Origin of the sequence: Brevibacillus laterosporus (assembly GCA_007833815.1) — a bacterium.
Classification (GTDB): Bacteria; Bacillota; Bacilli; order Brevibacillales; family Brevibacillaceae; genus Brevibacillus_B; species Brevibacillus_B laterosporus_D.
In genome coordinates, this window is the sequence record CP033464.1 from 281,819 (window position 1) to 301,515 (window position 19,697).

Sequence of the window (19,697 nt, forward strand, 5' to 3'; positions counted from 1 at the left end):
CCCATATCAGCATAATACATGCCTCCCAAAGACCAATTTCACAAAACTTGCCAAAATAGAGTAGCATACTGGAATGCCTAAATTTTAGGCATTCCCTTCAAAAATGCTTACTTTTCAAAAATATCTTTATATTTTTCCTCAACTTCATCCTTTAGATTTTGATAGTGGCTATTTTCTGATGCGAACCCCCGTTCCTTACTATCAGACCCGTTAATATCAAATTTACCTTGGTATACCCCTAACAAACTATAGCTTTGACCGTCATGAGCTTTTTTTAAGAACAGAAGGTACTCTTTTCCTTTTTCCATAGGTGTAAAGCCCTCTATTGTTTCTAAATCGTCTTGATATTTAGAAGAGCTTTCTACATAAGCGGCGGCTTGAAGAACAGGAATAACCTTTGTATCAGTGTCTCCTTTAAGGCTTTTGTCAATAATGATATCAGTTTTTGTGTAGAATTCTCCAACTCTTCCTACTGAAGTATAGTTAAAGGTTGGCTCATATTCTGAGAAATTCTTTTCAAGATGTCCCACTACAATATACTCTGCTTCTTTTTCTAATGCTGCCACATTTTCATAACCTTTTACTTTAGCTTCTACCTTTATTACTTTTGATGGTGTCAAAAAATAAAACCCACCTGCTACCAATGCAACCGAACAAACAATAGTTCCTGCCAACTTCTTGATGTTCATTAATTAATTCCCCCACTTCAATTTCAAATTCTTTTCATCATCTGTCTGAATATCTGTACTCAGTTTAACCGAATGCATAATCAAATCTGAATCTGAGTCATTATGCGCTAAACTTAGAGCATGTCCCATTTCATGAGTGAATACCCCTCTTTGTTCGTCAATTCCAATATATGATAGGGCATTGTCATATCCAATTACGTCTATATTATCCCAAATACCATTCAGTCGACGATCTCGATCTCCGTCAGCAAATGGTATCATTATCCCAAATAAATCCTCATTATCAGCATTTGTAAGTATCACACTTACTATTGCCCCAGAGTTACCTTCAGATATCTTTACTTTTTTTGAAACCCCATTCCAAGCCTCAACTCCAGCTTTCATTACTTTCTTTTGGTAAGAAGAGCTTCCTCCAGCTAATACATATTTTATGTTTTTAACATCCGAAGCCCGTAAACCACCTGTAAAAAGATATTTTTTTCCATAATCAGCATATGCTACAGCAGAAAAAAGAGATACACATGATAAGGTAGTAACAATTGCAATCTTTAGTTTTTTTCTCATTCGTGCATTTCCTCCTAATTTTAAAGGACTGTCAGACATCAAATAGCTGAAAAAAAACGGCTATTTATATATCACAAAGGCTTCCGTACAGTCTATTCTAGTCTCAACATTCACTTTATAGTTTTCGTTATCTTCTGAATCAAAACAATATATTCATCTAACTGCTGGCTCAGTTGCAACACTGTTGGGCTTAAAAAGGAACCTTCTGTTCGATATAGTTCCACTAATTCTTTGTCTTCAAAAGTCTTCAATAAATCATTTTCAGACAGTGAATTAATGCTTTTTCCTCCTTTTATTCAATGATATAATTTTCCTGAACAACATTTTTGTTGGTCAAAGTGGGGTGTTCCAATTAGTTTAGCGACCGTTGGAACACCTCGTTGTTTTAACTGATACCAGTCAACTAAATTCCTCCTTTTTCCTGTTATTGATTATTTTACCATCCGTTTAGGGGAATCCCCCTAATTTTTTTTCGAGGAAACGTTCTAACTGTATTTATGATGAGTAATAAAAATTTTCACAAAAAAAAAGAACGCTATTTATTTAGGAGGGCACTGAAAATCTTACGATTTTCCGAAGGAATTATATAGCTTCATCAAAAAAAAGACGGCTCAAATTCATTTCTTGAATGCAAGAGTCGTCTTTTTACCATTTTCATCGGTTTATTATTTTGTTTTTAATCCATTAATTTCAATATTCTTTTTAAGTTTACAGTGAATATAGCCATTGCCCCTTGTAACTCCATGCCAATAAGACCCGAAGATGATGCCACATCATACCCGTGTCTGTGTTTTAGCTCACTGTTTTTCGCTTCAATTTTATATCTTTCCTTTGATTTTTCTTTAAAGTACTCACTCTCTTGGAATTTTGCCTGTTCAGTATGTTCACTGGATTTAATACTCACTGAGTAACTTTTGCTTTTTGCTCCGTCTTTATAACAATCCTCTTTCAATGGACATTGCTTGCATTTCTCAATATCAAAGTAATACGTATCCGTTTGATTTTTCCCTACACCTTTTTTCCCTTGTCGAGCTTTACGGACTGCCATATGTCCTGCTTTACACACATACATCCCGGCATCCTTATTAAATTCAAATTCATCTTCCTTTTTACGATTCCCTTGCGTAACGAGAGGGTTTAATTTAGAAACTAGTTTGATTTCATTCTTTTTACTGTAAATAATATTATCTTTTTCCGAATAAGCTGTATCACCGATAACTGTTTCAATCTCCATGCCAGCTTCTATACTTTTCTCAATCAACGTTTGTAATTGCTTTCCATCACTTTTTTCTCCAGAAGTAATTGTTGCGGCTGTGATTATCCTTTCTTCACTCATTGCCAAGTGTGTTTTGTAGCCAAAAAACGAGAAATCTGCACTTTTATGACCAAGTTTTGCATCAGGATCTTCTGAGATTTGCAACTGTTCGAGGTCATCAGTGACAGTTTCTTTCAGTAGATTTAACTGTTCTTTTACTTTTGGATACTCGGAGATATTGCCTTCTTTTTCGATTACGTCAATGAGCTTTTGACAGTAGTCTATTTCATCCTCTAATACATTGGATGTTGTTTTAGCAGGGAACTTCTGCTTCATATTTTCATCTATTGTGTAGACGGCTTTTCTTAATTTCTTTGATCGATCCGTGAGGATCTCCTTCGGAGATTTTTGATTATAGCGAGCTTTCGTATGAGTAGCATCAACAATAATAGCTTTACTTTTGATAATCCCCTTTTCAATAGCGATTTGAACTGTTTTATTAATAAGCATATCTAGAAGGTTAATGTCTTTTAAACGTAGCTTTCGAAATTTGGTTAAAGAACTCGCTTCTATCACTTTCTCCTCTGGTACCATATGGAGAAAATACTTAAATGACATGTCATATTTCGAACGTTCAACCAAATCTACATCAGACAAATCATAAATAGACTTCAACAATAAATATTTAAACATACGAATAGGATCAATAGCTTTACGACCATTATCTAGGCAGTATTTATCCTTAAGCTCGTCATACACAAAAGAGAAGTCCATAAGTTCGTTGATTTTTCGTAACAAATTATCCTTCGGAACGACTACATCATATATAGCTATAAATGGACTGAGGATCATTGATTGTTGTTTTTGAATCATCGTACCCACCCACATAAATTGATACTTTTATTATACAGAAAAAAGGTACAATCACCTCGAAAAATGAGGGATTATACCTTTTTTTTGTTAAGTGGACTTTTTCAGTGCCCTCTTTATTTAGCGCTCTCTTTTTTATTTGAGGATAAAAACAATTGAATTAATGACCAGGATCAACAAAATAAGATTGAGCTTTTTGCGGAGAATTTAATTCTTTAGCACTTGCAGTTTCAGTATTTGCTGTAATGCCAAGAGTCATCACTAGGGCTAACGACAACATCAACATTCCATATGCTTTTCTCAATTATATCCCCTCCTTTTTGTTTGCAATATCAGTATACACCTCTTTTAGTCTTACAACATATTCCAAATCCATTGATTTTGAATTTGTTGTAAACAAAGCTAAAAATTCGGTCATGCATTCTGCAAGTTCTTGAATTGCATAAACAGCTCCAAATGTCTTTAAGCTTAGTAAATATGATCTTGCTCCTTCATTAAATATGCAATTTTTGGTCAAATAATTCCCTTTATACTGGAGATATTTACCGATAGCTATTTTTTTATAAGGAGTTGTTGGATTTTGAGGTAGAAATTCTGGCTCAAGGTTAAAAATTTCTTCAATCGAAGTAGAATCATTCTCCTGAAGATACAAATCTAATAATTCATTGATTACATGTATCTTCAAGTCACTTTGTACCACTTCATAGCATTTTCGTAGTGCTGGAATAGCTATACTGAAATGTTTCCTTTTCCCTTGTATAATAGCTCTAGTAATTTTACATGAATCGGAAACGAACTCAAATTCGTATTTTTCTAAAAAGTCCAAATGGTACTCTGCCATACCGTAATTTTTCATGAAACCATAGGAATTTATCATAGATAAATAAGCTCTAGCCTTCAACTCGTTGCTTGAAACATCTAGTCTAAGACCTGCTTCACAATACTCGATACACTCATTATATTTTTTAATATTATGAGCATGTAAAGCCATTTTAAAGTAATATGTTATCTTTTCATCATCAGATAAAAAATCAACATAGTGAGTGATTTCTTCACCATCTCTAAAGGATTCTTCCAAACGTTTTAAATTTTGTCTCTCAATTGAATCAATTTCATAAATCAGAGCCCTACGGGCTCAAGGGTTTTTGAGCATAGAAAAAGGAGTACCTCCCCAAATCTCTAATAAGTTAAGTGCGATCTAAACTTAAGAGGTGGTGGTGACTCCCAGTGTCTATTATAAAACAAGGAAGCCTATTTGATATACAAGAATTATTCGACTTAGAACCTCCCAAACGTTTTGAGGCTATTTTCTCTACTCTTGACATTGAACCGATTCTTTTCTATATTTCCAAAAAATCGATCTATGGAGCTCCTACTGAGTTGAATTATGCTGCCATGCTGTATTCTCTGGTCGCTCGAATCGTAGAACGGATTCCAACTGTGAAAGATTTGCGGAAACGTTTAAAACATGACTTTATCTTTCGAATGGAATGCGGTTTTCTATTTTGTGACAGTCTTCCTTCCGAGGCATCGTACTCTCGTCTGGTTCATAAACTTTCTGAAACAGCACACCTCGAAAAAGTCCAAGACAAGTTACTCTTGCAAGCAATTCAGGAAGGGTTCATAGGCGATGAAGCAATTGCCATCGATGCAACCCATTTTGAATCCCGTGATCGTGGTGTGGAAAAAGAAAAAAAGACGAAACCAGAATTGAAAAAACGCGGACGTAAATCAAAAGCAGAAAAAGATATCTACGACAAGCAAAAGCAAGAAAAGGAAGCCCAGAAGTCCTTATATGAAAAAACCATTGCAGCTCAACTGGATGTGACGTTGGAGGACCTACGGTCCCAAGTTCCTATCAAACCTGATTGGGGAATTAAGAAAAATAGTGATGGAAAGAACATGTTTTGGTTTGGATACAAAGCTCATCTTGCAGTCAGTACGAAAAGTCAGTATATTCTTTGCTCCCTCATGTCCTCTGGAAGTATGAACGATGGGAAAGCAGCGATTCCTTTGTTGAAGGGAATTCAAACTGTCCTGCCCAATCACATGCGATATGCAATCATGGATGCGGGATATGACTATGTCCCGATCTATCAACAAATCGGACGAATGAACGCACAAGCGATTATTGCTTACAACAAGCGGAATGAAGGAGAAATGATTGGGTTCGATTCACATTTTGCGCCAACTTGTGTTCGAGAATGCTCTTATCGTTACGACAGTTATGATAAAAAGTACAAAACGTTGAAATTTGTACGGCCAAAAGAATGTAAAGACTGTCCATTGTCTCAAGATTCTCTCTGTCAAAAAGTCTATAAAATCAAGGCTGAAACCGATCTTCGAAAGTACACCGCGCCAGCCAGAGGAACGAAAACGTGGGAAGAACTCTATGACCAGAGAACAGCTGTGGAGCGAGTACATGCTTATTTGAAGGAGTTCTTTCAGCTAAACAATGTCCGATATCGCACAGGAAAGAGGGCAAAAGTCCATTTTGATTTGGTTACTCTTGTTTATAATGCATCCAAGTTAGCAGTGGATCGAATTCGTAAGGAACTGGCAAGTAGGATGAAAGTAGTAGCTTAATTTTTTCAAAAAAACAGCATAGATCCCGTAGGGATAGTCTAATCATTTTTGAAAAAAGCCTTTATGAAATTGATTCAATTAAGTATTTTTGATATAACCCTTTAGCTATGTTATGTGGTAGCCCATGCTGTCTAGAGTACTTCACGATTGTGTTATAGAGCGTTACCTTTGTATCGTTGTTTGTGCTGGAATCTGCAAATCGTTCCAAATGCTCCAGCGCTGAATCTGTTTCATGCTTAATATTTTCTAGGAATTTGATTGCCACTTTATCAATCAAAGAAGGGTTAGCAATTTCTATGGCTTCTTCCAAAAGATCATCGTAGACATCATAACGATATTCTGCCCTAATGCAATATTCAATTATTTCCTCATAAGGGATTTCTAAAACATCGGCAATTGGCTTTAAAGTACTCAGCTCTGGTCCTTTTGTTTCACCATTTTCAATCTTGGAAATCCCTCCCTTGCTAATCCCTGTCATTCTTCCTAATTCCGACAAGCTGATTCCCATTTCTATTCTTTTCTCTTTTATTAGCTCCCCCAATGTTGTGAAAGTTAGGCTTTCCGACATACAAATCCCCTTCCTAATTTATCAGTAGTATCATTACATCCTTTATTAATATTAACCTAATTCTAACTTTATTGTATATTTTTGTAAATAACAATAAAAAATAATAGATTGATTTATTTTTTATTATCAGAGCATTTTTGAAGGGAAATTTTGAAAGTCGGGGAGACAATGTGCTAGGTCATAAACATTCAAACCATAGCTTTAAACGGTCATAAATACCCCCCTAGATATCTTATATGAATCTCTGATAAAATGTATGTTTCATCAAAGGGTATCAAAGAAGAGGAGTATGGACGTTATGATGACATTTATTATCGTATCGTAAATTCTTCATCTAGGGTGGAGCTATGGAAGTGTTCAGTCCCATATTGGAACATGCACATGCTGAATGGATGTAAACTATTCCCCCTTTCAAGAGCTATCCAGTCATCACGAAACAGAAAAAGCCATCCATGTAGGATAGCTTTTCTCATAACAATTCTAAATTTCTCCTACTTCATCTGGAAATTTGCGGGATAACTTGCGGCGTTACTTACGGCGTTACTTACGGCGCTACCGTTACTTACGGCGTTACCTTGCGACGTAATTTGATTTGGTTTCAATTGTATCGCGTTACCGTTACTTACGGCGTTACCTTGCGGCGTAATTTGATTTGGTTTCAATTGCATCGCTTGTTCCGAGTGTTGAATTAACACATTTATTTGCTTTTGTTCCCATTGTTTGATTAATTTCTCACTCTGTGAACTAGCAGGAAAACGGTTTATTTCTGCTTGTCTTTCTGCTAGCGTTTTAATTTTATTAGGATTAGCTTTATTTACATTAAGGTTATTATATTTTTCATAATATGCCAGTAATTGCTTCTCGGTAACTCCTATTTTTTTAGCTTTCTCAGCAGATGTCTCAACCACTCCATTTGCAGCAATCGTTACTAAACCGTTTGAGTTACCTGGATTTAAAGGAGCTTTACTTGCAGAACCATTGATAGGTGTAAATAAGGGAGTAGAACCTAGTTGAGTACCTAGATTTACACTTTGAGATGCAAAAGCAGAGCTTGCCATAGCACATAAAGCAAAAGCCATTGTAGTTGCCATTAGTTTCTTTTTCATTGAGAAATTCCTCCTAAGTGTTGGTGTTTTTAATGTGAAATTCATATGTTCATGTCCTTCGTTGTTTATAATTTATCAGTTCAATCTGGAGTTTAAATGTAGTTAACATGGAGTTTAAATGAAGTTTAGAAACTCTATCGGAAGCGAGTCGTAAAAAGTCAATTAACTAGAGTGTTTTCCCATTTTATTTAAATAAGAGTATTTTCTACAAATGAAATATGCCAGTTATATCAAGGGTTTTTAACATCCTAAAAATTAGATAATTTTAATCGTATTGTTAACAGAGGTTGGATTGTAGATGTGTTCATATATGACTATCTTATTATAATTAACTTATGTCATCATAATTAATTTTCAGTTCTCCTAGTCGAAAACTTAGAAATTTAATTTGTTTATCTAATTTCTTTCGATTTTGAAATGTCCCTTGCTTATATACTTTCTTTAAGTTTGCTTCTCCTAGCATCTCCCTTAATTTTATAAATCCAAATAAGGTTTCTATTTTGCTTATTTGTTGTTTCAACAATTCTATATCAGGTAAATCCTCAATCAAAATGTCAGGGATAGAAATTTGATTTAATGCATTTGTCGTTATGCATTTAAAAAAATCTTTGGTCAATAAGTCGACTAATCGTCTACTTTTAGTGTACTTTGATCTGTCATTTTTACTTGGTCTTATTTCTAATCTTATTATTCCCCTAGCTTTTTCTATTACATCTAGAGATTGCTTATCATTAATGCATTGTGGTTCTTTTTTGTAGAAAATGATTTGACTGCTTTTATTTTTATACTCAATTGTTTCACCATGCCCATAAACTATAGTTTTCTTAAACGGAAGCGATTTTACTGATAGTACTCTCATATACTCTTCAACCCTGCTTCCGACTTGGAAATTCCAGCAAACATCTATTCCTCTATCTGCAATTACCCATTCTTCCTTAGGTATGTCAATTTTCAAAAGAAAATTTAGGTGTTGATTTAATTCTATGTAAAAGCGATCTATATCGGATTCCTTAATGAGTGTTACATTATCACCATATAAAAATTTAGGAATTGAAACTTGAATAATTATTGTTCCAGTTCCAGCATAATAAACAATGAAAGGAATTCGTTCATCTTTTATCTGGTACATTATGCTTATTTGATTTGTGATTCTATCTACATATGTTTTATATATGGGAGCGGAATTGTACGAATAAATGATAGCACCAGACACAAGATTGTAACGATCTTTGATGATTATATTGCTCTTTGGATATCATTAAAAAATACCCATGAATCCTCTATATTTCAAGAATCATGGGCATTCTTATTAGTAACTAGTCCTCTATTAATGAAAAGGCTACACTTTGTTGATTAATATTACAACTAACACACAGGGCTTATTTAACACAATAAAAACGCCCGAATTTAGATAATTCGGACGTTAGGTTACATAATAACTTATTCGGACTCAAACCTAGGTTAACCTTGAATCCAATCTGTAACAGCTAGACTTGATCTTTTAGGAACCATGAATGTTCCGCTTCCAACATATCTTGAACTAAAAATAGAGTCCTCGTAAAGCTTGAAGAAAGTAGCTTTATATACTGGGCATCCTACAACAATCCAAGTCTTTTTAGCAGGAATTGATTCATTTTGAACATTTACTGTTGTTGAAACACCTACAGTACTTCCTACCGAATAACCGAACTCTGCAGATACTATATCATTAAAGCTTGCTCCAAATGCTGCATTAAGTTCAACACTTACATCTTCATTTGCTGATAAAGCGATTTCTGCCTTGCAAGAACCTGACTTTTTGTTACAAAAATATTTACCCCGAGCAATTTCATCTGATCCATCTACATTTTTGGCTTTCTCTTTTTCAAAACGATATTTCCTAAGGTCTAATGCTGCTTTATTTTTGTTTTCATTCTCTTGTTTTTGTTCCATTTCCGAAGGCGTATCGATTACTCTTATTGATCGTAACTTAGCTGTTTCAGAAGGTTTTTCCAAACCGTATTTTTTTACTAATTCTTCTTGGTTTTCAGGAGTTGCATAGATAACCTCATTAGTCTGAACTGGCTGCTTATTTAGATAGACAACATCGTCATTTGGCGTTTCATGTTTTTTCGCACTTACACCTGATAACCCTAACCCGAAAATACTGTTACAGATAATACTAAAAGTGTTGCCAATGAAGCAAAAGCCTTTCTTTTCATAAATTTCTCCCCCAACAGATACTAATATAAAAATATTAGCATATTTTTTCGATTTTGGAAATTGATTCATTTTATGGGTTTTTTAGGTTTCCTTTCTTTTTTGTTTCCAAAACAACGTTTCTGGCTCTGGCTTTCAGTTCCAGACGGCGTGCAAACCATTGGCGTCTTAGTTTTTGTTTTCTGATTCTTCTTGCATGCTCACTGTCTCGATCGGAGTCACCCCATACCAACATAATGAAGTCTCCCTAGCGTCTTTAAGTAATAGCTGAAACACGGCTATTTATATCCCAAAGGGTTCAAAAGGTTTCCGTACAGCGTATTCTCATCGACAACTAGTTTAGTGTTTTGTAAGCTTTTGAAAGGCAACAATGTACTCATCTAGTTGTTGGCTCATCTGCAATACTTCTGGATGTAAAAATGATCCTTTCTTGAAAAACCGATGCTCTAACTCTTTACGGAGGACTTCAATAAGCTTCTGTAAATCGTTTGCTAATTGAAAAATTTCTGTTTTCTTATCCTGTAAATGAGTGGTAGAATATCCTTGAGTAACTTTTTTTGTTGCTCAAGGTGGGGGCGTTCCTGTTAGTTTAGCGACCGTAGGAACGCCCATTTGTATTATCAAAAGACATACACTAATTACAAACACCTCCTTTCTTCCTCTTATGTATTATTTTACCATGCGTTACGATTTTTCATATGGAATCAAAAAATTGAAACGTTTTTCAAATTACAACAAAATATTACAAAATTCCCATAAAAAAAGAACGCTAAATTAATAGCGTTCATAAAAATTATAAGTGTCAATAGCCTGGATCATACACGTACTGTATTATCTTAGCTTCTGCAACATGAGAAAAAGAATCAATAGAACCTATGGAAATTACCATTGCTAAAGTCATGAAAATCGTTAGAATTGCCTTTTTCATTTCAATCCCTCCTATTCTAACTAATTATCTTATTCTGTGTAATTCCATTATATACCTCTTGGAGCTTCTGCACCATTTGTAAATCTACAGATTTTTTTTCGCTGAAGTGATAGGAGAGAATACTCTTCATACATTCATTAATTTCTTGATAAGCATTTATTTTTCCATATACTGACATACCAGTAAGGTAACTTTCTAATCCTTCTTGGAAAGATTCAACTAATATTTGATAGGCTCCTTTATATTGATAGTACAATCCCATTGAATAATACTTATACGGTGTTATCGCTTCCATAATCAAAAAATTATCTTCTTGAGAAATTAACTCTGCAATGGAATCGAACTTTTCAATTTGCAAATACAATTCAAATAATTCATTAACTGCATGAATTTTTGAACCCTTACTGGTGTTTTGTAAGCACTCAAGTAACAATGGGATGGCTGTTTCGTATTCCTTTTTCTTTGCCTTTACTGTTGCACTAGTCAATGTAGCTGATTCATGGACAAACTGGAAATCAAATGTTTTATAAACAGTCAGATGACCCTCAAGTTCATCATACAAGCCTAGAAAATAAAGCGAATTAATCATCGCTAAATACGCTCTAGCTTTAAGTTCGGAATCCTTTTCTTCTAATGGAATTCCAGCTTCGCATAGTTCAATACATTTTTGGTATTTCTTAATGGCAAATGCTTGAAGTGCCATACTGAAATATAAAATTACCCTTTCGTCCTCAGACAAAAAATCTACATAGTGAATAGTTTCTTCGCCAATTTTAAATGATTCCTCCATAGTTTTGAAATCTTGTCTTTCAATTAAGTACTTTTGTAGGGATGATTTAGCTATGTACATGGGGATTCCACGCACTCTCGCATAATTAACAATAACATTATAAAGAGCCACCCTCACTTCATTGTTTTCAATGGTGGCGGTAAGGCTATACAAATCCTCCAACAATGTGTACGTATCTTTCTTTGGATTTCCAAGGAATTTTACAGCTACTTTTGTGAGTAATGAAATATTTGCAATTTCAATGGCTTCTGCTAAAAATGCCTCTAAGATATCTGTTCGTAGTTCCACATCAATGTAACGATCAATAATTTCTTCGTAAGGTATTTTTATAGGGTCTGCTAATAATTTGAGATTTTTTAGCTCTGGACGCTTTGTCTCACCAGATTCTATTTTTGAAATGATTCCTTTGCTAACCCCCGATCTTCTTGATAATTCTGATAAACTGATTCCAAATTCTTCTCTTTTTTCTTTTATCAGTTCCCCCAATGTTGTGAAAGTTAGACTGTCTGCCATACTAATCCCCTTCCTTTATTTGTTAATAACAGCGTTGATCCTTTATTATTTTTAACTTAATTCTAACTTTATTGTATATTTTTGTAAATAACAATAAAAAATAATAGATTGATCTATTTTTTATTATCAGAGCATTTTTGAAGGAAAATTTTGAAAGCCGTGAAGACAATGTGCTAGGTCATAAACATTCAAACCATAGCTTTAAACGGGCATAAATCCCCCCCTAGATATCTTAGAAGAAGCATCTGATAAAATAAAATATATGTTTTATCAAAAGATATCAGGGGAGAGGAATATGAACGTTATGATAGCATCTATTAGTCGTATCGTAAAATCTTCTTCTAGGGTGAGGCGCTGGAAGTATTCAGCCCCATATTGGAACATGCACATGCTGAATGGATGTAAACTATCCCCCTTCCAAGAGCCTCTCTTAGTCATAAAAAAAAGCCATCCTTTCAGGACAGCTTATCTCATAACAATTCTAAATTACTCTACTTTTTCTCTATCGCTTGCATCACTTGCATTTCAAATTGTTTCGATTGTTGAATTAACTCCATCAGTCTCTTTTGTTCCCATTGTTGAATTAATTTTTCACTAGGCGAACTAACGGGCAAACTCTTTAGTTCTGCTTGTTTTTCTACTAGTGTTTTAATTTGATTAGGTTTATTTACATTAAGTTGATGATATTTTGCATAATATGCCAGTAATTCTTTCTCGGTAACTCCTATTTGTTTAGCTGTCTCAGCAGTAGATGTTTTAGACACAGTTACAGTTGCACCAAAGTTAGCTACATTTGAGTTACCTACATTTGAAGTAACTCCATTTGAGGGAACTGCATTTAAAGGAACTCCATTTGAGACACTTACATTTGAGGGAGTACCTACATTTGTTTTGATTTGACCAGTTACACCTTGAGATGCAAAAGCAGAGCTTGCCATAGCGCATAGAGCAAAAACCATTGTAGTTGCCATTAGTTTCTTTTTCATTGAGAAATTCCTCCTAAATGTTTGGTGTTTTTGAAGGTATATAAAGTGAATTTCATATGTTCATATCCTTCGTTGTTTATAATGTATCAGTTCATTCTGGAGTTTATCTGTATTTAAAATGGAGTCTAGATGAACTTAATAGTTAGAAATAAAAACGAAGCAAAGAGCTATTCAATGAGAAGAAGAGGGATGAAGACATTATGATGGCATCTATTAGTCGTCTCGTGAATTTTTCATCTAGGGTGGCGCTATGGAAGAAACAGAAAAAGCCATCCATGTAGGATATCCATCTAGAATTGCACTTGTCATATGTATTTCCTCCCGAATTGCTCAGAGGTAGTTTTTTCAAGTTTCTCAGCATTTATACCTTTTTGAACGTATCCTACCTGTTATTTCTCAGTATGTTTTCTTGGCTTAGGATTTATTGACTCTAATAAATTACGTACAGAGACCACTTTATGCTGCTTGATATACACACGAGGTATTCGATAATTTAGCATGCATGCGACTTCATAGTTAATCGTTCCTATTTGTTCGGCTACTTCTTCTAGTGTTATTTCTTCATTGCCAGAACGACCGTAAATGACAACCTCATCTCCTACTTTTGCCTTTATTTTATCCACACTTACCATACATTGGTCCATCGTTACCCGACCTACTACGCTAAATCGTTGCCCTTGTAATAGGACGCTTCCTTTATTCGAAAGTAAACGTGAGAACCCGTCACCATAACCAATCGGCAAAGTAATAATTTGTTCCCCTGGTGAAGCACTATAGGTAACTCCATAGCCTATGCCAAACGACTTTTGCATAAACTTAACATTTGAAACACGGGTTTTTACTTGAAGAGCAGGTTTCAGATTAAGTATATTCAATGATTTTAGATAGACAGATGGGTACAATCCATACATTCCAATTCCCAATCGAATAAAATGAAATCCCCACTCGGGATGAGTCATTGTAGCCGCAGTATTGCAACAGTGAATAGCAGGTAGCTTATGCCCTTTTTCACGCAAAAATTCCAAATAGGATTGAAACCGTTCAAATTGATGATTCAAGTAGGTAATATCCTGTGAATCAGCCGTTGCAAAGTGAGTGTAAACGCCATCCCATTGGAAAACATCGCTTTTATAAATCCCTTTGACGACAGAAAGAAGTACTTTTTTTGTCCTTACTCCAAGCCTTCCCATGCCGGTGTCAATGTTGATATGAACAGACAAACGTTTACGTCCCTGAATGGATTCTTCTTTCTTATCTTGATCAGGTTGGTTTCCATGCTTGTCTTCCGGTTTGTCTCCATGCTTGTTGACCTTCTTCTTTCCCTGCTTCTTGTTTACTATTTTTTCAGCCTTTTTTATCCAATTCGTTTGAAACACAGTGCACGAAATGTTCCATTCGTATGCTTTTTGCACTGCTCTTATAGGTGTATAGCCTAAGATCAGAATGGGACAAGTGATACCTGCCTTTCTAAGAACAATTCCTTCGTCTAAAAACGCAACCGCTAGAGAGGTAGCACCCGCTGCAAGGGCTTCCCTTGCTACTTCTATGGAACCATGACCATAACCATCCGCTTTCACCACTGCCATGATTTGAGTTTTCTCAGGAATATGCTTACGGAAAGTATGTATGTTACTCCGAATGTCATCCAAATTTACTTCCACCCACGTGTCACGATCGTATTTTTCCATCAAAAACACCTCATATACATTTTCCGAAAAGTATATGAGGCTCCATTTCACAATATCCATGGTGTTAGATTTAAATAATGTGATTTTTTTCACGAAATTTTTAGAGAAGTATAAGTGGATAAGTATCAGAGCACAGAAAAAACCATGACCTCTACGATCATGGTTTTTTACCTTTAACAAAGCTTATCCACTCTTCACCGTTACTTGATAACCCGCATGCTTCCGTACTTGGAATACTCCAATATCCATAATTAGATACTGTCCCTTTACACCAAGTAGCTTTCCAGAAACACATTCTAGCTTGTCCAAGGACAGGGAATTAATTTTAGCCAATGTTTCTAAAATCGGATACGTGATATCTACCCACTCGTCTTCGCGCAATTGGAATGGCTTGAACTCTTCAGGAAATTTCTCATAGACTTCTTCGCGCATTTGAATTAAATCGGCTTCTTTTACTTCACCTTTTAACATCTTGCGCCAGTTTGTTTTGTCTGGCATGAATTGGCTCAAATGTACCTCTAGCTCTCCTGCCATCCGTCGAGTTGGTAGCTCTGCAATTGGGATGGCTCGAATTGCTCCTTGGTCCACCCAGCGTCTTAACTCATTGTTTTTGCGAGTCAATCCCACTTTCACATCGCTAGAGAGCGCTAGATATACATAATGCGGAATCATACAATGCTTTTCTCCAAAGCTCTCGTCTCTACAGGTTCCCTGGTCAAAATGACACTCATGCGGTTTTACAATACAAAGATCGTTCTCCGGTAATTTAGTAAAACAAGGATAGCAATAACCACTGTTAAAGGTTTTGTTTGTTTTGCGTCCACAGGCAATACAATTTTTTTGTCCTTCAAACTGAATCGAGATTTGTTGACCAATCCACTCATTCAGGCTTATTTTTTCCTCTTCTATATGAAGATAATAATCGACAGGTTGATCTTTTCCTTGATAGGTATGAGCTAGTCCATGCAACAAACCGCTTTTTTCCAACGCCATGTCACTCCTCCCGCTTCTTAACGTTTTCCTTCCATGATATCATATCCGACAAACTTTGCGCTTTTTCTTCCAGCATGTTCTTATCCCTGTTCGGTCAACCTAAGGAAGTGAACGACTGGAGAAAGGAGTGAATTTTACATGAAGAAGGGAAGAATGGCAAGATGCTTTACATGCTGCCTTGCCCTCATAGGTTTAGCATGGTTTGGGCTATCTTTATGGGGTACTAATGGTATGACCGCCAATCAAATGACCTATGAGCCAATCCACCGCATTGAAACGCAAAAAAAGGTGGTAGCTCTCACATTTGATGATGGTCCTGATCCAACCTATACACCCCGTATCCTGGAAACCCTTCATAAAAACGGGATTCTTGCAACATTCTTTGTCCTTGGCTCCCAAGCAGATAAATACCCTGTCATTATGCAATGGATAAAAAAAGCGGGCCATGAAATCGGCAATCATGGGTATCATCATTACGATTTAAACAAATTAACCGAGCAAGAGATTTATGATGAGATTAAGCAAGCAGAAAAATCCATTTACAAGGCTACAGGTGTCCTCCCTCAGTACTATCGTCCGCCAGGGGGAGTGATTACCACCGATGTGATGAGCGCTGTTCAATTGTCAGGGTATGACATCATCTATTGGTCAGTTGATCCCCGAGACTGGTCATTAGCTCGTACCTCGTCCGTTATCGTTAATAGTGTTAAAAAGCATACCTCACGAGGTGATATCATCTTATTCCACGATGGTGGAATGAATCAAAAACAAACCCTAAAAGCCTTGCAGGAGCTTATTACCGATTTACGTTCTAAAGGCTACAAGTTTGTTACCGTTAGTCAATTATTGGACGAGGGTAACAGAGTTCGTTGAAAATTAGCATAAAAAAGCAGATGGCAAACTGACAGAGATAATCTTGACCCATTGATCGATATCCCTTGCAGCCCCATCTGCTCTTCTTCTCTTACATGTATACTTTTCCTAAAAAGGATCGAAGCCGCTCATTCGTAGGATTATCAAAGAATGTATCTGGTTTCCCTTCTGCCATAATAATTCCTTGATCCATAAAAATGACACGATCAGCCACATCACGAGCGAAATTCATTTCATGTGTCACTACCACCATAGTCATGCCTTCACGTGCCAAATCTTTCATAACCGCCAACACTTCACCAACTAATTCGGGATCCAAAGCTGAGGTAGGTTCATCAAATAGCATGACTTTGGGATTCATGGCCAATGCTCTTGCAATAGCTACCCGTTGCATCTGACCACCTGATAATTTTTCTGGATATACATCCGCCTTATCTCGTAGGCCCACCTTCTCCAATAGGAGCAAGCCTTGTTCACGTGCTTTTTCAACTGGTAGCTTACGTACTTTCATTGGGGCTAACGTCACATTATCTAGAACAGTTTTGTGTGGGAAAAGGTTAAAACGCTGAAATACCATTCCGACTTCTTCGCGTACCTTATTCAGATCCGTTTTCTTATCCGTGAGATCATGATTATTTACAACGATTTTACCACTGGTAATCTCTTCTAATTGATTCATACATCGCAAAAAAGTACTTTTCCCTGAACCAGATGGTCCAATCACGCAAACAACCTCGCGTTCTGCAATCTCTGTGGAAATGCCCTTTAAAACCTCTAGTTTCCCGTAGTATTTGTGAAGATCGGTAACTTGAATAATTGCGCTCATAGTACCTCCCCGTTTGCGGTTACTCTCGGTCTCATCACGATGCCCTTTCATTCTAGCCTACTTGTCAGAAAAATTACATATTTTAAATGTAGTCATGTAGGGATTTGAACTTTGCCGTATCAGAATCATAAGAGACTGACGTATGAGCTCCATCATTAGGTGAAGACGGAGTTGAGTCATTATGTGTAGACAAAAATCCAATTAGTCTGGCAGAGTTTAGTACCACTAATACGGAAGTGATATTGTGCACAAACGCACCAAATACCGGACCTAACACGCCTAATAAAGCAAGCAGGATAGCTGCACTGTTAATAGCAGTAGAAATAATTAGATTTTCTCGTATCACTTGCACCGCTTTTTGTCCCAAACGCATTACATCAGCAATCTTTCGCAAATCATTTGACATCAATACCACATCAGACGCTTGAGCAGCAATTTGCGTACCGTGTACTCCCATCGAAATTCCTACATCCGCTAACGTTAGCGCCGGTGCATCATTTATGCCATCGCCAATCATCGCCACCTTGCGTCCTGCTTTGAGCTGGCGCTCTACTTGCATATATTTCATGTCCGGCATTTGTTCTGCATACACCTGCGTAATTCCTAACTGCTCTGCCATGAACCGAGCTGCTCCGCTATTATCACCAGTGACAACAGCTACCTCTACTCCAGCTTCTGTTAGTTGTTCCACTGTTACTCTCGCTTCGGGGCGAAGTTGATCTGACACTGAAATCATTCCAAGCAGTTTGTGCTCTGAAGCAATTAGAACATTTGTTTTCCCTTCGTTTTCTTTAGTAGTAAGCAAGCTCTGGACCTGTTCAAGCGATATCCCCACCTGCTTGATAAATGTAGGGTTCCCCACATAAATACGTTTGCCCTCTACCAAGCCCTCAATTCCACTACCGGCATGCATAATAAACGATTCTACATCAGGTAATTCTATCTCCCACTTTTTTGCTTTGTTTAAAATGGCCGTAGCGATTGGATGCTCCGAATGCTGTTCGAGAGCAGCAGCCCAACGCATAACCTCTTGAGCGCTATGTTCTGCATGAGCAACCCCTGCAACTGACAATGCTCCTTTCGTTAACGTACCAGTTTTATCGAAGAGCACTGTATTAATGGAACCTAATTGCTCCAGTGCAACACCACTTTTAATCAAAATCCCGTTCTTGGCTGCATTCCCAATCCCCGCCATGATCGCTGTAGGAGTGGCCAATACCAAAGCACAGGGGCAAAAAACAATCAGCACCGTAACGGAACGAACCATATCACCCGTAAATAAATACACAAGGAACGCCAATAACAAACTAGCACTTACAATCCAGACTGCCCATTTATCTAACAAGCGCTGTACAGGTGCTTTCTTCTCCATTGCTTCCTCTACTAATCGCGTTACCTTAGCAAAGGTTGTTTCTTCCCCAACACGCGTTGTTTGAATTTCTAGCGAGCCATTTGTGTTGGTAGTACCTACAAATACTTCATCTCCTAGACGCTTCTCGACCGGTAAGGATTCCCCCGTTAAAATCGCTTGGTCAATTGCAGCCTGGCCGGTTACCACAATTCCATCTACCGGAATTTTCTCACCTGGTTTTACCAATACCAGTTCATCTACTAGCACCGAATCTGCTTTTGTCTCAATCCAATGACCTCCTCGCATTACCCGTGCTTGTTCGGGTGCCATTTCCACCATCTCTTTTAAGGCGGAAGTCGCTTTAGCCACTGTTTTTTCTTCCAGCCACATACCAATCATCATGATGAAGGCAACTTCGGCAGCCGCTAGTAACTCCCCAATACAGACAGCAGCGATAATGGCGATGGTGACCAACACATCACTATTTAGACGTCGTTGTATCCATAATTCCTTACCCGCTGTTAGTGCAATCGGAATTCCACATACCACAATAGCAATCCATGCAGGATCAATACCAGCGATACTGCCCCACAGCCAGCTAATCAGAACACACACACCTGAAAGAATCATACTTCCTTTTTGCAACATACCAATCACCCTTCTTTCTTTTTTGGGTTAAACCTTCTCTTGTTGAGAAAGAGAATCATACTTAAAATTCCCCTAAAAACAAACGAAGCTGCTACCCGAAGGTAACAGCGTTCATGCGGCTTTATGCATTTTTCCATAGGTGAATATAATTGAGCTAGGTAAACTTTTAAATAATCATTACAATTCAAGTATAATTCTTTTTTATAAAGCGTCAAGAACAATTTTGGAATAGAAAATAGGCTCCATTATGTAGCTATGATATCC

Annotated in this window: 16 protein-coding genes and 2 pseudogenes; 2 read left to right on the forward strand and 16 right to left on the reverse strand. The window is 36.8% G+C overall.

All coding sequences use genetic code 11. From position 1 onward, the window contains the following. Positions 1 to 107: 107 nt before the first annotated feature. From EEL30_02590 to EEL30_02610, 5 genes and pseudogenes are all read right to left on the reverse strand, one after another. The gene (locus EEL30_02590; GenBank protein ID QDX91361.1) at positions 108 to 689 is read right to left on the reverse strand and encodes a hypothetical protein; all 582 of its coding nucleotides are present in this window, start codon (positions 687 to 689) and stop codon (positions 108 to 110) included. 3 nt (positions 690 to 692) lie between these two features. Beyond that, a complete protein-coding gene (locus EEL30_02595; GenBank protein ID QDX91362.1) occupies positions 693 to 1,253 on the reverse strand; it encodes a hypothetical protein in 561 nt (186 codons plus the stop codon). Positions 1,254 to 1,363: 110 nt separating this feature from the next. Continuing rightward, positions 1,364 to 1,531, reverse strand: a complete 168-nt coding sequence (locus EEL30_02600) for an aspartyl-phosphate phosphatase Spo0E family protein (GenBank protein ID QDX91363.1) — start codon at positions 1,529 to 1,531, stop codon at positions 1,364 to 1,366. Between the two features lie 398 nt (positions 1,532 to 1,929). Continuing rightward, the gene (locus EEL30_02605; GenBank protein ID QDX91364.1) at positions 1,930 to 3,381 is read right to left on the reverse strand and encodes an IS1182 family transposase; all 1,452 of its coding nucleotides are present in this window, start codon (positions 3,379 to 3,381) and stop codon (positions 1,930 to 1,932) included. Positions 3,382 to 3,682: 301 nt separating this feature from the next. Further along, positions 3,683 to 4,480: pseudogene (locus tag EEL30_02610) on the reverse strand (transcriptional regulator). A gap of 125 nt (positions 4,481 to 4,605) precedes the next feature. Here EEL30_02610 and EEL30_02615 point away from each other — a divergent pair. Further along, positions 4,606 to 5,964 carry a transposase gene (locus EEL30_02615; GenBank protein ID QDX91365.1) on the forward strand — a complete coding sequence of 453 codons (1,359 nt, stop codon included), beginning with the start codon at positions 4,606 to 4,608 and terminating at the stop codon, positions 5,962 to 5,964. A 73-nt stretch (positions 5,965 to 6,037) separates the two neighbouring features. Here EEL30_02615 and EEL30_02620 read toward each other — a convergent pair. From EEL30_02620 to EEL30_02660, 9 genes and pseudogenes are all read right to left on the reverse strand, one after another. Continuing rightward, positions 6,038 to 6,532, reverse strand: a pseudogene (locus tag EEL30_02620) (XRE family transcriptional regulator). A gap of 491 nt (positions 6,533 to 7,023) precedes the next feature. Further along, positions 7,024 to 7,638, reverse strand: a complete 615-nt coding sequence (locus tag EEL30_02625) for a hypothetical protein (protein QDX91366.1) — start codon at positions 7,636 to 7,638, stop codon at positions 7,024 to 7,026. Positions 7,639 to 7,966: 328 nt separating this feature from the next. Beyond that, complete coding sequence (locus EEL30_02630) at positions 7,967 to 8,851, reverse strand: hypothetical protein (protein QDX91367.1); 885 nt, start codon at positions 8,849 to 8,851, stop codon at positions 7,967 to 7,969. 248 nt (positions 8,852 to 9,099) lie between these two features. Then, positions 9,100 to 9,909 (reverse strand): hypothetical protein, encoded by an 810-nt coding sequence (locus tag EEL30_02635; GenBank protein ID QDX91368.1) that lies wholly within the window; start codon positions 9,907 to 9,909, stop codon positions 9,100 to 9,102. 267 nt (positions 9,910 to 10,176) lie between these two features. Further along, positions 10,177 to 10,341: an aspartyl-phosphate phosphatase Spo0E family protein gene (locus EEL30_02640; GenBank protein QDX95650.1), complete on the reverse strand. Its 165-nt coding sequence runs from the start codon at positions 10,339 to 10,341 to the stop codon at positions 10,177 to 10,179. A 440-nt stretch (positions 10,342 to 10,781) separates the two neighbouring features. Beyond that, positions 10,782 to 12,068, reverse strand: a complete 1,287-nt coding sequence (locus EEL30_02645; protein ID QDX91369.1) for an XRE family transcriptional regulator — start codon at positions 12,066 to 12,068, stop codon at positions 10,782 to 10,784. A 491-nt stretch (positions 12,069 to 12,559) separates the two neighbouring features. Further along, positions 12,560 to 13,054, reverse strand: coding sequence for a hypothetical protein (locus tag EEL30_02650; GenBank protein QDX91370.1), 495 nt, complete (start codon positions 13,052 to 13,054; stop codon positions 12,560 to 12,562). A 389-nt stretch (positions 13,055 to 13,443) separates the two neighbouring features. Continuing rightward, entirely contained in the window at positions 13,444 to 14,742 is a 1,299-nt protein-coding gene (alr, locus tag EEL30_02655) for an alanine racemase (GenBank protein ID QDX95651.1), read from the reverse strand. A 183-nt stretch (positions 14,743 to 14,925) separates the two neighbouring features. Then, positions 14,926 to 15,735, reverse strand: a complete 810-nt coding sequence (locus EEL30_02660; protein QDX91371.1) for a DUF2797 domain-containing protein — start codon at positions 15,733 to 15,735, stop codon at positions 14,926 to 14,928. Positions 15,736 to 15,873: 138 nt separating this feature from the next. Here EEL30_02660 and EEL30_02665 point away from each other — a divergent pair, with 138 nt between their 5' ends. Then, positions 15,874 to 16,608 carry a polysaccharide deacetylase family protein gene (locus EEL30_02665; GenBank protein ID QDX91372.1) on the forward strand — a complete coding sequence of 245 codons (735 nt, stop codon included), beginning with the start codon at positions 15,874 to 15,876 and terminating at the stop codon, positions 16,606 to 16,608. A gap of 91 nt (positions 16,609 to 16,699) precedes the next feature. On the opposite strand, the gene EEL30_02670 is transcribed toward EEL30_02665, so the two are convergent. Both EEL30_02670 and EEL30_02675 read right to left on the reverse strand, forming a co-directional pair. Further along, the gene (locus EEL30_02670) at positions 16,700 to 17,434 is read right to left on the reverse strand and encodes an amino acid ABC transporter ATP-binding protein (GenBank protein ID QDX91373.1); all 735 of its coding nucleotides are present in this window, start codon (positions 17,432 to 17,434) and stop codon (positions 16,700 to 16,702) included. An 82-nt stretch (positions 17,435 to 17,516) separates the two neighbouring features. Beyond that, positions 17,517 to 19,433, reverse strand: a complete 1,917-nt coding sequence (locus tag EEL30_02675; GenBank protein QDX91374.1) for a cation-translocating P-type ATPase — start codon at positions 19,431 to 19,433, stop codon at positions 17,517 to 17,519. Positions 19,434 to 19,697: the final 264 nt, after the last annotated feature.

What these genes read in the sequence shown, in the direction of transcription:
- EEL30_02590 (QDX91361.1), bottom strand. Translation starts at nt 689, where the DNA reads ATGAACATCAAGAAGTTGGCAGGAACTATTGTTTGTTCGGTTGCATTG.
- EEL30_02595 (QDX91362.1), bottom strand. Translation starts at nt 1,253, where the DNA reads ATGAGAAAAAAACTAAAGATTGCAATTGTTACTACCTTATCATGTGTA.
- EEL30_02605 (QDX91364.1), bottom strand. Translation starts at nt 3,381, where the DNA reads ATGATTCAAAAACAACAATCAATGATCCTCAGTCCATTTATAGCTATA.
- EEL30_02625 (QDX91366.1), bottom strand. Translation starts at nt 7,638, where the DNA reads ATGAAAAAGAAACTAATGGCAACTACAATGGCTTTTGCTTTATGTGCT.
- EEL30_02635 (QDX91368.1), bottom strand. Translation starts at nt 9,909, where the DNA reads ATGAATCAATTTCCAAAATCGAAAAAATATGCTAATATTTTTATATTA.
- EEL30_02645 (QDX91369.1), bottom strand. Translation starts at nt 12,068, where the DNA reads ATGGCAGACAGTCTAACTTTCACAACATTGGGGGAACTGATAAAAGAA.
- EEL30_02650 (QDX91370.1), bottom strand. Translation starts at nt 13,054, where the DNA reads ATGAAAAAGAAACTAATGGCAACTACAATGGTTTTTGCTCTATGCGCT.
- alr (QDX95651.1), bottom strand. Translation starts at nt 14,742, where the DNA reads ATGGAAAAATACGATCGTGACACGTGGGTGGAAGTAAATTTGGATGAC.
- EEL30_02660 (QDX91371.1), bottom strand. Translation starts at nt 15,735, where the DNA reads ATGGCGTTGGAAAAAAGCGGTTTGTTGCATGGACTAGCTCATACCTAT.
- EEL30_02665 (QDX91372.1), top strand. Translation starts at nt 15,874, where the DNA reads ATGAAGAAGGGAAGAATGGCAAGATGCTTTACATGCTGCCTTGCCCTC.
- EEL30_02670 (QDX91373.1), bottom strand. Translation starts at nt 17,434, where the DNA reads ATGAGCGCAATTATTCAAGTTACCGATCTTCACAAATACTACGGGAAA.
- EEL30_02675 (QDX91374.1), bottom strand. Translation starts at nt 19,433, where the DNA reads ATGTTGCAAAAAGGAAGTATGATTCTTTCAGGTGTGTGTGTTCTGATT.